Source organism: Aeromicrobium piscarium (assembly GCF_007421815.1).
Lineage (GTDB): Bacteria > Actinomycetota > Actinomycetes > Propionibacteriales > Nocardioidaceae > Aeromicrobium > Aeromicrobium piscarium.
On record NZ_VLNT01000001.1, the window covers coordinates 114595 to 128387 of the forward strand.

At 67.4% G+C, this 13793-nt stretch carries 17 protein-coding genes; 15 read left to right on the plus strand and 2 right to left on the minus strand.

The window, feature by feature from the left end; translation table 11 throughout:
• Positions 1–7 precede the first annotated feature (7 nt).
• From FNM00_RS00570 to FNM00_RS00625, 13 genes are all read left to right on the plus strand, one after another.
• Positions 8–1360: a phage portal protein gene (locus tag FNM00_RS00570; protein ID WP_143911071.1), complete on the plus strand. Its 1353-nt coding sequence runs from the start codon at positions 8–10 to the stop codon at positions 1358–1360.
• Entirely contained in the window at positions 1344–2660 is a 1317-nt protein-coding gene (locus FNM00_RS00575; RefSeq protein ID WP_143911072.1) for a VG15 protein, read from the plus strand. The genes FNM00_RS00570 and FNM00_RS00575 overlap by 17 nt, the downstream gene beginning before the upstream one ends.
• 73 nt (positions 2661–2733) lie before the next feature.
• Positions 2734–3399: a hypothetical protein gene (locus tag FNM00_RS00580; RefSeq protein WP_143911073.1), complete on the plus strand. Its 666-nt coding sequence runs from the start codon at positions 2734–2736 to the stop codon at positions 3397–3399.
• Between the two features lie 73 nt (positions 3400–3472).
• On the plus strand, positions 3473–3847 hold the full coding sequence (locus FNM00_RS00585; RefSeq protein WP_143911074.1) for a hypothetical protein: 375 nt from the start codon (positions 3473–3475) through the stop codon (positions 3845–3847).
• Complete coding sequence (locus tag FNM00_RS00590) at positions 3847–4866, plus strand: major capsid protein (RefSeq protein WP_143911075.1); 1020 nt, start codon at positions 3847–3849, stop codon at positions 4864–4866. Before FNM00_RS00585 ends, FNM00_RS00590 begins: the two co-directional genes overlap by 1 nt.
• Entirely contained in the window at positions 4866–5042 is a 177-nt protein-coding gene (locus FNM00_RS18690) for a hypothetical protein (RefSeq protein ID WP_185972903.1), read from the plus strand. The genes FNM00_RS00590 and FNM00_RS18690 overlap by 1 nt, the downstream gene beginning before the upstream one ends.
• Before the next feature lie 21 nt (positions 5043–5063).
• Entirely contained in the window at positions 5064–5492 is a 429-nt protein-coding gene (locus FNM00_RS00595; RefSeq protein ID WP_143911076.1) for a Gp19/Gp15/Gp42 family protein, read from the plus strand.
• Positions 5471–5959: a DUF6093 family protein gene (locus FNM00_RS00600; protein ID WP_143911077.1), complete on the plus strand. Its 489-nt coding sequence runs from the start codon at positions 5471–5473 to the stop codon at positions 5957–5959. The genes FNM00_RS00595 and FNM00_RS00600 overlap by 22 nt, the downstream gene beginning before the upstream one ends.
• A gap of 9 nt (positions 5960–5968) precedes the next feature.
• Positions 5969–6355, plus strand: coding sequence for a hypothetical protein (locus FNM00_RS00605; RefSeq protein ID WP_143911078.1), 387 nt, complete (start codon positions 5969–5971; stop codon positions 6353–6355).
• 128 nt (positions 6356–6483) lie between these two features.
• On the plus strand, positions 6484–6762 hold the full coding sequence (locus tag FNM00_RS00610; protein WP_185972904.1) for a hypothetical protein: 279 nt from the start codon (positions 6484–6486) through the stop codon (positions 6760–6762).
• 66 nt (positions 6763–6828) lie between these two features.
• Positions 6829–7056, plus strand: a complete 228-nt coding sequence (locus FNM00_RS00615) for a hypothetical protein (protein WP_143911080.1) — start codon at positions 6829–6831, stop codon at positions 7054–7056.
• A gap of 2 nt (positions 7057–7058) precedes the next feature.
• Complete coding sequence (locus FNM00_RS00620; protein ID WP_143911081.1) at positions 7059–7574, plus strand: phage tail tube protein; 516 nt, start codon at positions 7059–7061, stop codon at positions 7572–7574.
• A gap of 96 nt (positions 7575–7670) precedes the next feature.
• Positions 7671–8402 carry a hypothetical protein gene (locus FNM00_RS00625; protein WP_143911082.1) on the plus strand — a complete coding sequence of 244 codons (732 nt, stop codon included), beginning with the start codon at positions 7671–7673 and terminating at the stop codon, positions 8400–8402.
• 301 nt (positions 8403–8703) lie between these two features.
• Here FNM00_RS00625 and FNM00_RS00630 read toward each other — a convergent pair whose 3' ends face one another.
• Positions 8704–9123, minus strand: coding sequence for a hypothetical protein (locus FNM00_RS00630; protein ID WP_143911083.1), 420 nt, complete (start codon positions 9121–9123; stop codon positions 8704–8706).
• On the minus strand, positions 9120–9314 hold the full coding sequence (locus tag FNM00_RS00635; RefSeq protein ID WP_143911084.1) for a hypothetical protein: 195 nt from the start codon (positions 9312–9314) through the stop codon (positions 9120–9122). Before FNM00_RS00635 ends, FNM00_RS00630 begins: the two co-directional genes overlap by 4 nt.
• 236 nt (positions 9315–9550) lie before the next feature.
• On the opposite strand from FNM00_RS00635, the gene FNM00_RS00640 reads away from it, so the two are divergent.
• Positions 9551–12922, plus strand: a complete 3372-nt coding sequence (locus FNM00_RS00640) for a tape measure protein (protein ID WP_281281069.1) — start codon at positions 9551–9553, stop codon at positions 12920–12922.
• On the plus strand, positions 12919–13779 hold the full coding sequence (locus FNM00_RS00645; protein ID WP_143911086.1) for a phage distal tail protein: 861 nt from the start codon (positions 12919–12921) through the stop codon (positions 13777–13779). The genes FNM00_RS00640 and FNM00_RS00645 overlap by 4 nt, the downstream gene beginning before the upstream one ends.
• Positions 13780–13793 lie beyond the last annotated feature (14 nt).

Genomic DNA, 13793 nt, shown 5'->3' on the forward strand with positions numbered 1-13793 from the left:
AGGCGGCGTGGCACTCACCGACTCCGAGGTCGAGACCCTCAACAGCCTCAAGCGAGGCCAGGTCAAGCGCTACCGCAAGGACCTTCTGCACGAGCGCTACCGCGAGGGTGAGGCGCGTATCGAGCACCTCGGCATGGCGATCCCGCCCGAGATGCGCCGGTTCATGGTCTACATCAACTGGATCGACACGCTCGTCACCAGCCACACCGATCGCCAGCAGGTTCGCTCGATCGTGCTGCCCGGCGAGGATGAGCCGGATGCGGCGCTGCGGTCGATGTGGGACGCCTCGAACATGGACACGCAGCTGTCGATGTTCTCCGACGACTCGTGGACCTATGGCCGGTCGTTCTTTTCGGTCGGCACCAACGAGAGCAATGCGGACTTCCCGATCATCCGCGCTGAGAACCCGATGGAGATGACCGCCAAGGTCAACATCCGCACGCAGCAGATGGACGCCGCAGCGCGCTTCTACAGGGACCCCGACACCGGCCAGAACAAGGCCGTGCTCTACCTCCCGGACGTGACGATCTGGGTCGATCGAGAGAACGGCAAGTGGGTCGAGAAGGACCGCGACAAGCACAGTCTCGGTGTCGTCCCGGTCATCATGCACCTGCACCGACGCCGCTCGGGTCGATGGGTCGGCAAGCCCGGGATCAGCATCCTCATGCCACTGGTCGACTCGGTCACTCGAACGATGACGAACATGCAGTTCGGCCAGGAGGCCGCCGGCATCCCGCGGATCTTCCTGACCGGCGTGGCGCAGGGCGACTTTGTCGACGACAAGGGCAATCCGATCCCTCGCTTCGAGGCCTACTGGAACGCGCTCTACCTCCTCAAGAAGGAGAACGCGAAGGCCGGCACCCTGACGCCGGCGGACCTCAAGAACTTCGAGACCGCCGTGATGACCAACGGCAAGCTGGCGTCGAGCCTGACCAAGCTGCCGCCGGACTACTTCGGCATCACCACGGCCAACCCGAGCACCGAGGGCGCCATCCGTGGCACCGAGTCGCGGCTCGTGCGCAGCGTGGAGGCGTTCAACGCCCAGGTCGGTGATCCCGTCGGCTGGACGATGGCGCTCGCCCTGCGTTTCGCGACCGGTGAGTGGGTTGAGGGGAACCGTGTCCGCGTGGATTGGTTTGACCCGGCGACCCCGACGGTGGCTCAGCGGATGGATGCCGTGGTCAAGGCGAAGTCGCAGGGCATCCTCTCCCGTGAGGGCGCCTGGGACGAGCTGGGCTGGTCGGAAGCGCGCAAGGACAAGGAGCGCCGGTACTTTGCCGCCGAGCGCGCCGAGAGCATCGATCCGGCGACGGAGCTGATCACTCGCGATCTGGCGATGAACTATGCCGACCCTGCCTGACGCCGCCGACCAGCACTACCGCCAGATCCAGAAGCTCGAGATCCTCGCTCTCGGCGCCACCCGCCGAGCGTGGGGTCGCATCGACGAGCGGTTCTTGTCGGAATCGTGGAATGAGCAGATCGTCCGCGTCCTCCCCGCCTTCGTGGCGATCCAGCAGCGGGCGGCATTCGAGGGCGGCACCTACGCGGCGATGTCACTGGCCGAGCAGGGACAGTACGTCGCCCCGGTCGAGTTCACGGCACCGCAAACGTTCGCCGGCTATGCCTCTGACGGTCGTCCGCTCGGCTCGCTGCTCTACTCGCCGATCATCCAGGCGAAGTCGTTGATCGGCGGCGGGCTCAGCGCCGACACTGCGCTTCGGACGGCCCGCAAGTCGCTCGACCGGATCACGATCACACAGGTGGCCGATGTCGCCCGGCAGGCCGCCGGAGCCGATCTCGCCAGCCGGCCGGGAACCGGATACGTCCGGATGGTCTCGGCGAAAGCGTGCGCCCGCTGCATCGTCCTCGCTGGCCGCTTCTACCGATGGAACGCCGGCTTCCTGCGCCATCCGCAATGCCTGTGCCAGCACGTCGCCACCCGCGTCGGCGACCAGGCCGAGGCTTACGCCAACGGCCTGATGGACGACCCGTACAAGGTGTTCGAGAGCATGTCCGGCGCCGAGCAGGCCGCGGCGTTCGGCCAGTACGGGGCACAGGCCATCCGAGACGGCGCCGACATCAGCCAGGTCGTCAACAGCCGCCGCGGGATGACCAAGAACGGCCTGTTCACCTCCGAGGGCACCCGCTACGGCAACGCCCGCCGCGGACTCCGCCCCGGCCAACGCCGCCTCACCCCCGAGGGAATCTACGACCAGGCCAGCCGCTTCGGCCACGGCCGCGACTGGACGATCGACCGGCTCCGCGAGCACGGCTACGTCCTGCCTCCCGGTCAGGTATCCGGCGGTGCGCTGCGAGGGCAGCGTGAGGGCTGGGGCCAGCTCGGCGGCGGCGGGCAGCGACGAGCCGCCCGTGAGGCCATCGAGGAAGCCCGCCGAACGGGCGTCCGCGACCCGCGCAATCGATACACGATGACCGCCGCAGAACGCCGCCTCTACGACGCGCAGATGCGCTATGAGACGGCCCTGAGCGGCTACAGCCCGTACACCAGCCCGGGATTTGGCAATGCGCCCGACCCCTACGGCCGAGGGCTGAACCGGGCCGGCGTATCTCGCCGCCCGGTGACGCAGATCGAGCTCGCCCGAGCCGAGCGCGAGTACCGCGCCTACCTGGCATCGGGTGGCCAGGTCTTCACCCGCTGAGACTTCCGACGACGCGATGTCGCCGGACCGGAAGCGCCCCGCGATGGGAGCTGCTCCAACCGAGAGGAACCCCATGACCGACACCAACATCCTCAGCCCCGACGCCCAGGCGTGGTTGAACGCGACGTTCGACCGCAACCGCCGCAAGTACGCCGGCCTCACGATGATGGCCGACGGCGAGGCTGGAGACGACGCCGACAAGGGCGACGGCACCGACAGCGGCGAGACCACCAAGGGCTCGAACGCCAAGGAGGAGGCCAAGCCCAAGACCGGCTCCGGCGAGAAGGGCGACGAGCAGCTCGGCGAGGGCGGCAAGAAGGCCCTGGAGGCCGAGCGCGAAGAGCGCAAGAAGCTCAAGGGCGAACTCGACCAGTTCAAGAACTCGCTGGCCGAAGCCCTCGGCATCAAGACCGAGAAGGGCGACGGCGACGGGAACGACCTCGTCACCACCCTCCAGCAGAAGGTCGAGGGGATGCAGCGCGAAGCCGCAGTCCTCAAGCTCGCAAATGAGCACAAGATCACCGACAAGGACGATCTGGAACTCCTCGGGTCCACGAGCGACGACGCCACCCGCGAGGCACTCGCCAAGCGACTCGCCCCCGGCGAGAACGGCAACGGCGCCCCCAAGCCCGACCGCACACAGGGCGGCGGAGGAAGCGCCGGCGAGAAGACCACGACCGGCTCGGTGAAGAGCGCTCGCGAGGACTACCTCGAGCGCCACAAGAAGAAGACCGCCTGACCAACTGGTCCCGCTGGGGCCGAGGTCTGACGGGAGCAATTCCCATCCCGAAGGGCACGACGAAAGGAACATCATGCCCCAGCTCAAGCGAGAGTCGGTTACGACCGGCGATCAGTCCTGGGTCGGGAGCGGACACGGCATCCACAACTGCCGCACGTCCGTCCTCGACGTCAGCGCCTTCACCAAGGCGGACCACTACCCCGACGGCTACTTCCCGTCCGGGCTCATCGTGAACGTCGCCGACGAATCCTCGGTCAAGCCCTTCACGGGCGCCACCGGCGAGGTCTTCGGCGTCCTGTTCACCGACCAGACCACCGACGGAGTCGAGGACCTCAACGTCCCGATCTTCCGCCACGGCTTCATCAAGGTCGACCGACTCCCGGTCACGACCAACATCCCCGACGACGCCCCGAATGGCTTCGTCTTCATCCAGGAGAGTGACGCCTGATGCCTCTATGGACAGAAGTCATCGACCCGTCCGAGCTGACGGGCTACGCGCGCGCCGAGCAGGCGATCTACGAGGCGCAGTCGGGCTCCCTGGCCCGCTACCTGCCCAACCGCGAGGTCGCTGACATCGCCGTCAGCTTCATCGCAGGTTCCAACGGCCTGGTCGAGGAGGCGCGCTACCGCGCCTACGACGCCGAGCCGGAGTACGGCCGCGGCGAGGTCGGCGAAGAGGTCATGCTCAAGCTGCCCGCCGTGTCGCGCCGGGAGTCCATCTCGGAGTACCAGCAGCTCCGCGCTCGCGGCGCTGTCGACGAGCAGTACCGCACGCCCATCGAGCGCGCCATGCGCCGCACGGTGCGCTCCATTGTCGATCGCGTCGAGCGGACCCGTGGCATCGTCATCAACACCGGCCGCGCCGCGGTCACCCAGAGCAACTTCAGCATGGACGACGACTTCGGTCGCGACCCGTCCATGTCGGTCGTCGCACCGACCCTCTGGACCGATCTCGACGCCGACCGGATCGAGTACCTCCAGACGCTCCAGGAGGCGTACATCGCCGCCAACGGGGTGCCCCCGGGCTCGATCCTGATGTCGAACACCGTGTTCGCCTCGCTGTCGCGCGGAGCCCAGTTCCGCACCCAGCTGAACAACGGTGCCTCGCGGCCGGCCGTCGCCGACGAGGTGCGTCAGTACCTCATCAGCGCCGACCTGCCCCCGGTGGACATCTACAAGCGGTCCACCAAGGCCGGACCAGTCCTGCCCGGCGACTCGCTGTTCCTGCTCCCCGCGCCCGTCGACACCGACGACGCCGAGGGCACCGAGCTCGGCGCCACCTTCTGGGGCCAGACGCTCACCGCGTCACTTCCGGACTACGAGATCGACGCCGAGGAGCAGCCCGGCATCGTCGTCGCCGCCCACCGCAACGATCGCGCCCCCGCGATCGCCGAGGTGGAGGGCGACTCGATCAGCCTGCCCGTGCTCGCCAACGCGAACCTCGCCATGAAGGCCAAGGTCCTCTGATGGCGAAGTTCACCGCGAGCGTCCTGCTGCGCGACCCGGCAACGGGCCAGGTCGTCACCTTCCACAAGGGCGACTCGGTCCCGGACTGGGCCAAGGTCGGCGACCACGTCGTCGAGCACCAGCAGGGTCAGGCCAAGGCGCCGGCCAAGAAGGCCGAGCCGAAGCCCGAGAAGTAACGAGAGAGGAGGCAGGGCGCCATGAGCTACACGATCCCCGAAGATGTCGCGGTCGAACTCGGCCGCCCTGCCTCCTCGATCACCGACGACGAACGCCAGCAGTGGCAGGCGTGGATCGAGCGCGTCGAGCGTAAGATCCGCGCCCGCTTCAAGCGCGAAGGCCACGACCTTGACGACGCCGTCGACACTGGCAGGCTCAGCCAGGAAGAGATCACCGACGTCGTCGTGAGCGCCGTGGCACGCCGCGTCCGCAATCCCAACGGCATCACCTCCACCACCGTCACCGTCGACGACGGCACGATCACCCGACGCCGCGAAGGCGTCGACGACTCCCTCGGCCTCGACCTCACCGACACCGAGTGGGAACAGCTCCTACCGGCAACCGAGGCCGACGCATTCAGCCTCCGCCCGACGTTTACGCGCGACCGATGTGGCGGGCGATTCTGGTGACCGACTTCGACTTCGGCACCGAACTCGCCGCCGGACTCGCAGAACTCCGCGGCCACGCGATCTCCCGCATGCGAGCCACCTGCGTCATCGAGCGCCCCGGTGAGGATGACACCGACGAGAACGGCGACACCGAAACGCCGTTCACCCAGATCTACCCCGACCCCGAGTGGCCCGACGATCACCCCCACGCCGATGGGAAGTGCTACACGCGCTACCCCGGTCTCGCGTGGGAGCAGACGCCCGAGGTGGCCGGCGCGACGATCGTCTCGTCGCGGCTGGTGGTCAGCATTCCGCACGGCGTCGTCGCCCGCCCCGGCGACGTTGTGACCATCCTCAGTGATCCCGACAACTCCCAGATGATCGGCACCCGCCTGCGGGTTGCCAGCATCGATGACCAGTCACAGGCGACCCGCCAGCGCCTGGTGGTCGATGACCTACAGGGGCCGCCGGGGATCACCTCGGCCTAGGAGGTTCACATGGCTGACGTCTTCTGGCAGGGCATGGACGAGTTCATCGCCGCACTCGAGGGTAAGGCCAACGCGTCTCAGGGCGAGGTGTCCAAGGTCATCGAACGGGGCGCCAACAACATCAAGCGGCAGCTGCGTGACGAGATGGGCCAGTCGCGACACTTCAAGCAGGTAGCCCAAGCGATCTCCTACGACATGCGCTCGGGTGGAGCGTTCGGCGGCGGCTTCGTTGAGGCGGAGATCGGACCCACCAAGGGCTCTCCGGGATCACTCGCGAACATCGCGTACTTCGGCACCAGTCGCGGTGGTGGCACGGTTGCCGACCCGCGCGGAGCACTCGAGGCAGAGATGCCGAATGTCGAGAAGTTCCTCGGTGACTTCGCGGTGGATATCTGATGCGAGCACACATGGAGGCCGTGAAGGCGTTGCTCGCGCCGCTCGGTCGAGACGTCTGGTTCATCGACGTGCCGGAAGGTCGACCGATCGCATACCCATACATCATCCTGTGGTCCTCTACCGGGCGGATGATCTCCGAGACACTGTGCGGCACACAATCCGACCTCGACGACCTCCTCGGCGTCACTTGCGTCGGGGTGAGCCCCGAGGCCGTCTGGTCGGTCTCCTCACTGGTGCGCGCAGCCCTGATCGACAAGCACCCCCAGGTCGACGGTCGCTACGTCGCCGAGCTCCGGCTCTATGACTCGCAGAATGTGCAAGCCGACGGCGACGTCACCCTGCCGAACAGCAACCGGCACCCGTACTTCGGAGTCGACCTCTACTCACTGAGGTCGACGCCCGCCTAACTCACCCGGCCACCAGTCCGACAGGAAGCCTCCTGCCGGGCTCCTCGTCATGCCCAGGAGGCCCCGATGTCGCAGTTCATCGACGTCTACGCGAAGTCGACCGGCGAGAAGCACCGAGTGCCCGCGCACTTCATGGATGTGCCGTCGATCGCGAAGCAGTTCACCAAGACTCCCCGCCAACGCAAGGCGGATGAGCGGGCCGCCGCCCGGCAGTCCGAACCCGTGGCAAGCAACCAAGAGGCCGCCCAGGTGGCCGAAGACCAGACCCCGGACGCCGGGGACAAGAAGGAGTAACCATGCCTCGTTCCCTTGCCGACGGGCGCACGAAGTTCACCCTGCTCACCACCAAGCCCGCGAACCCGGCCTCGCCCACCGCAACCGAGCTCAACGCCGGCATCGACGCGTCCTGCGCGGTCCTCGCCTCGGACTTTGCGTTCGGCGCCGCCGCGTCGGACAAGCTCAACGAGGGTGCACTCTGCGAGGACTCCAACGCCAACACGAGCACCCGCTCGAACTGGCAGGCGAACTTCACCCTGTTCCGCTACTACGACTCCTCCGGCGAGTCCGCGCCCGACGAGGGCGACGACGCGTTCCAGGCGGTGAAGGTCAAGGGCACGACCTTGTGGGCCTACGCGCGGCGCTCCCCGAAGCGCTCCACCGAGGACTGGGCTGACGGCGACGAGATCTTCCTCGGTGCCGAGATCTCCACCGACAACCTGCTGCCCCCGTCCGACATGGGCGGCTGGATCAAGTGGCGCCAGGAGGCCGACGTGCAGGCGGGCTACCCGTTCATCGAAGTCGCCGCGGCCTGATCCCAGACCCCCGGGAGGGTGCGTGCCGCCACGGGTCGCGCCCCTCCCGGGTCACCAATCCCCATCTACCCGTGGGCAACCCGTGGAAGGAATACCATGACCGAGCAGACACCCGAGACCCCCGACCTCGAGAACGAGGTCGTCCCGGCCGATTTCGACGACGCGTTCGGCGACTGGATCGGCGGTGCGGCGCTGACTAAGCGTTCCGTGACGATCTACGGACGTCCAGATCTGGCGGCGGAGTTCCAGTCGCTGGAGCGCGAGAAGGCCGTCCTCGAAGAGTCGTCGGAGCTGACCGACACCATGGCCGGCGACCCGCGGCTGCACGAGATCGAGCAGGCCATGGGCGAGCTTTACGACCAGTGGCAGGCGTCGAAGTCCGAGTGGATCGTGCAGGACATCTCCGCACAGATCGACCAGGTCAACGAGGCTGTCGGCGACGCACCCGTCGCCCCCGAAGCCCCCGAGGAGCCGAAGCTCCGCAAGGGCGCCAGCGACGTGCAGAAGCGGGCCCACACGGTCGCGATGCAGAAGTACGACCAGGCCAAGGCCGAGCACGAGGCCGCGGTGCGCGAGTACGAGAAGGCCGCGTCGAAGTGGTCCGAGGAGTACGCCCTACAGTTCCTCGCCCACGCCGTCGTGGAGGTGCGGTTCCCTGACGGCCGGGTCAGTGATGGCGTGAGTGTCGAGCAGCTGCGCGCGATGCGCGCCAAGCTCGGTGAACGCCAGCTCCGGAGGCTCCAGGACGAGGCACGCCAGGCGATGACCACCGAGCCGGTGATCAGCGCCCCTTTCTCGCCGAGCGACTCCCAGCCCATCCAGGAGTAGTCCAGGCGCTCCGAGCGGCACGCGAGTGGGGAACTACCCCGCTCGTGATGCTGCTCGGAGATCACGACCCGCGTTATCGGTCCTGGACGACCGATCGGAATCGTTTGCTGGCTCAGGCGCTCACGATCTACGAGTCAACCCTCTGCAAGGGATGCGGGCAGCCGCTCCATGAGTCGACCGACGAAGACGGCCCGCACTATTCAGCCGAGGACTATCTCTGTCGAGGGTGTGCGGTCCTCTCGAAGGCCGGCACCGACAAGGACGACCCTGGCACCCACTGGTACCTCGAGGTGGAACGGCGTTAGTCGGTCAGGACTGCCGTTCCAGAGAAGGACTCTGGCCCTGAAGCCCTCAGCGAGCATCGGAAAGATGATCGAAGACTCGCGCCGAAGGCGTTTTCAGCGTCGACCTCACCCGTGACGGTCCATGACGCACCGCCGTTGTTGACCGCGCTGACGTTCGAGAAATCGGCTGTACCTGGCGCTTTGAGTTGGTCCTTCACCAGGTTCTCGCATGCAAGCCTGGCGCCCCCTGGGCCACCAACCCTGCCGTCATCGGAAGCGCTCTCGTTCGGCTCATAGAACGCCCACCAGACGAGTGCGAGCGCGACAACCGCAATGGCGACGATCTTTAGAGCGAACCTGTTGAAATCGCGCTTCTTCTCTTCTGCTGTGGGTTCCGCCTGAGGCTTGCGCTCCCAGGGCCGATCAGGCGTGCTCACGAGTCGCTGACCTCGCGCTCCATGACTGCGTACCCGAGATTCAACTTGCTCGGCCCGGGCAGGACCCCAACGAACCGATAGCCGTGCTCAGCAACCTGATTGAGCTTCGCGCTGATCTTGTCGTCTAGCCGCTCGGACATTTTCGACATCGCCGGGATGTCCACCGCCACGTACTCATACCTCTTCTGCATGCCCGAACCCTATCTGACATCGGAGGTGTCTCGTGGCGAGTCAGCAGCGATCCATCACCGCAGTTCTCCGAGCCGAGATCGGCCAGTACAAGGCTGCGATGGGCGAGGCGGCATCCGCCACCGAGAAGGTCAAGGGGAGCGCCGAGGGCGCTGGCAAGGCGACGGACGAGGCAGGCAAGAAGGGCGCGCGTTCGGCCCAGCAGATGCGCGAGCAGTGGTCGCAGGTCGGCAAGCCGATGCTGGCGGTGGGTGGCGCGATCACGGCCATTGGTGCCGCGGCGCTCAAGACCGGCATCCAGTACAACACCCTCCAACAGCGGGTCCGCGCTGGCTTGACGACGATGCTCGGCTCCACGGCAGCGGTCAATGCTCAGATGGAGCAGTTCGACGCGTTCGCCCGAAACTCGCCCTTCTCGCGCCAGACCTTCTTGACCGCGCAGCAGCAGATGCTCGCCTTCGGCATCGAGACCCAGAAGGTCATCCCCTATCTCGAGGCGGTCCAGGACGCGGTGGCCGCTGCTGGCGGCGGCAACCAGGACATCGCCGAGCTGACTTACATCATGGCTCAGGTCGGCGCAGCCGGGAAGATTACGGCCACCGACCTGATGCAGTTCGGTCAGCGCGGCGTTGACGCGGCCACGCTGATCGGCTCCCAGATGGGCATGACCGGCCAGGAGATCCGCGACTCGATTACCGCCGGCACCCTAGACGCCAACGAGGCTCTGGACGCGCTGGCCGCCGGCATGACGGATCGTTTCGGCGGAGCTGCGGCGAACGTGAAGGACAGCTTCGACGGAGCTCTCGACCGGGTGAAAGCTGCCTGGCGTGACCTGTCGGCCGAGCTCGCCGAGCCGTTCGTGTCCGCTGAGGGCGGCGGTATCCTCGTCGACCTGGCGAACGGGGTCGCCGATCTCATGCGTGGCTTCCAGGGGCTCCCCGAGCCAGTGAAGGCCAGTGCGGCAGCGCTCACGGGAATCACTGGCACCGCGCTGCTCGCCGGCGGGGCGTTCCTCACGCTGGCGCCCAAGGTGATGGACACTCTCCGGTCGATCAACCGGATGGCCGAGGGTACGGACCTGCTTAGCAAGCGGATGCTGCTGGTCCGGGGCAGTGCGGCAGCCGCGGGCATGGGCCTGATGGCCCTCTCGGGGCCGGCCGGAGAGGTCAACGAGACCCTCGGCGGCCTGACCTCGGCGGCCGGGATGGCCGCGATGGGCTTCGCCGTTGGTGGGCCGTGGGGTGCTGCGATCGGTGGCGCGATTGGCCTGGTGTCGTCGTTCGCGGGGGCCAACGGCGCCGCCGTTGCTGAGGCCGAGGCACTCACGGCGACCCTGGACGAACAGACCGGCGCGCTGACGGATAACTCGCGGGAGATGGTCGCCAGCGCTCTGGCGGCCGCCGGGGTCTACGACATGGCCGGCGATGTGGGCATGTCGATCTCGGACATGACCGACGCGGCCACCGGCGGCGAGGCAGCTTTCAAGCGGTTCGCTGAAGCGCTGATGGCAGCCGAGGCCGCTGGCGATATCGACTTCTTCCAGATGACCGAGCTGCTCGATATCGTCGGCCGGCAGAACGATGCCGCCACGCAGGCCACCGAGCTCTGGAAGCAGACCGGCGAGGCCATGGATGGGGCCACCGAGTCGGCCGATCGTCTCGGCTCGGCGAGCGAGCGGGCAGCTGAGCGGTTTGGCATGTCTGGCGAGGAGTACGCAAAGCTCGCCGAGGAGGTCAACAGCACAGCGTCCTCGTTCTTCGGGCTCGGTGAGGCACTGAACGACAGTGAGGTGTCCCTCAGCAGCTGGATCAAGAGCATGGAGGACCAGACCAAGGCGCTGGTCGAATTTGAGTCCAATGCCATCGAGGCGGCTCGGCGCGGTCTCGATGAGGGCCTCATCAAGTCGCTGCGCGAGGCCGGCCCTGAGGGTGCTCTACGCCTCGGCCAGCTTGCCGATGCCAGCGAGGAGGAAATCGCGCGAGCGAACGCCGCTTTCATCGAGGGCACCGAGAAGGTCGGCGAATACGCCTCGTCGGTCCTGACCATCCCGGACCACATCTACACCGAGTTCGGGTTTCCGGGCGCCGACGAGGCGTTCGACCGTGCCGCGGAGTTGCTGCAGAAGTACGACCTCCTCGACGAGCGCGAGGTCCGCACGTTCATGGAGCAGGTCGGCTTCGAGACCGACGACATCGAGCGGATGCTCGACTATCTGTGGCAGCTCAACCAAACCGAGGCCGTTGCGACCGCGCGGATCGTCGGTGACAACGCTGGCGTGGACACCGTCAACGCTCTCCTCGATGGCCTGTCGTTCCTCGATGGGATGAACTCGACGCCAACCCTCGAGATCCGCGATGGCGCAACCCAGACCCTCGAGGAGGCGATCGAGTCCACGCTGCTGTTGGACGGCACCGAGGTCGAGCCCACCGCGACGTTCAACCCGCGCCCCGTGACTGATCCGGCGCAGGCGGCGATCGACCGGCTGGCGTACCTGGGCGGCCTGCAGGCTCGCCCCTCGGTCTCCCTCTCCGCCCCTGGAGTTCTCGCCACCCTGTCGCAGATCACGAACATGATGCGGGGCCTGGCGATGATGGGGCCGGTCAGCCTGGCGCTCGACGTCGCTGCCCGCGTGTCAGCCGCAAACGCCAACGCCATCGGTGGCTTTTACGACGGCGGCGTCCGTGCGTTCGCGGGTGGCGGTATCGACGAGCGCGGACGTCATGTGCCCCGTCAGCCGCAGATGCGGTCCGGTAGCCAGGGCGCGGTCGTGTGGGGCGAGGCCGAGACGGGTTGGGAGGCCTACGTGTCCGGGAAGCCGGGCATGCAGAGCCGGAACCGGGCGGTGCTCGGGGAGGCCGCGGCGCGCCTTGGTGGCGACGTCACCTGGTACGCGAATGGTGGTATCACCGATGCGGTGTCGCCGGCCGAGTTGACCCGCCTGCGTATCCGCGTCCGGGACCTGGAGCGCGACCTGCGTGCGACCGGTGATGACCGGCTGACGGGCCTGGACAGGACACTGGCGCAGCAGGAGCTGCGGGACGCGAAGGCGGAGCTGGCGGCGACTACCGCGGCGAACCGTGGCATCCGCGGCGGACATACGGCCGATTCGTGGAATATGGCGCGGGATCGTGCGCGGGATTTCGCGTCTGATTTCGACAGTTCGTGGTCGTCTCCGGCATCTCTGGAGCGTGCCCTCGCGCAGAAGCTCCAAGAGTCCGCGCAGTTCACGCAGGTGCTCGCCGAGCTGAAGCGGAAGGGCGCGTCGCCGTGGCTGTTGGAGCAGTTGATCGCGTTCGGCCCGTCGAAGTCGAGCATCCGCACCGCGAAACAGCTCACGCAAGACACCGCCCGGCTCAAGCGCCTCAACGCCATGTCCAATCAACTGGGTCAGGTCGCCGACGTGTACGGGCAGATGACGTCCGACCCCAGGTTCTTGCAGGCGTCGACGGGTGGTCGGTGGGAGCCGCTGTGGGCGAACCAGCGTGGCGTGCTGGAGCAGACAGTGAACCTCAACGTGACCCGGCAGGCCGACCCGGATCGTGAGGCGCGTGAGCTGACCCGACTGATGGAGTACCACACCCGCACGGCGGCAATGGGGGCTGGCATATGACCACGGTCGTCCTCGGCGATTCCGGCATCACTCTCGGCGCGACCGACGAGTACGGGGTTGAGTGGTCACTCCAAGAGGGCTCGGATCTGTGGCAGCCGAAGCCGTCGCCACGTGATGTGTCCGGTGATCGGACCGTCGGTGACGGAGCCTGGTCCGCGACCGAGCACTACGGCCCCCGCGTCCAGCAGTTCGAGGTGCATGTCCATGCGCCGTCGCACGAGGAGCTGCACCGTGCTCACGACCGGTGGCGCGCGGCGCTGAGCCTGCGTGGCTTCCGCGTGATCGGCTTCGAGCCGGGGTTCTCGGCTGGCCGGTGGTCGATGATGCGGCTCGACGGTCAGGTGCCGTGGAAGGAAGCGACGCCCGGCCCGGGGCGTGCGGTCGCGGCGACAAGTGTGTCGCTGCGCGCCGATGACCCGCTGATCTACTCCGATGCGATCCGTCAGGTCATCACGGGCGCGCCGTCGACGACGGGCGGGCTGGTGTGGCCGGCGTCGTGGCCGGCGACGTGGGACGCGGTCGTCACGACCGGTGTCCTGCGGCTGACCAACGAGGGGTCCGAGCCGACCCCGATTCTGTGGCGCCTGGACGGCCCCGCCTCCGACCCGGTGGTCACCGACACGCGCACGGGCGGCCGGTGGCGGCTTGCGCTGTCGCTGGAGGCCGGCGAGTGGATCACCGTCGACGCCGCTACCCGCCGGGTTCTCGCCTCAGGCAACGCGCAGGCGTCCCGGAGGCCGCAATGGTCCGGCACCTGGATGAGTCTGCCGCCCGGTGGCGGGGAGTACGCGTTCACGGCAGCGGGGACGGATGAGCGGACACGACTGATGGCGACGACGAGGGACGCGTGGATCTGATGCGAGGAGACGAC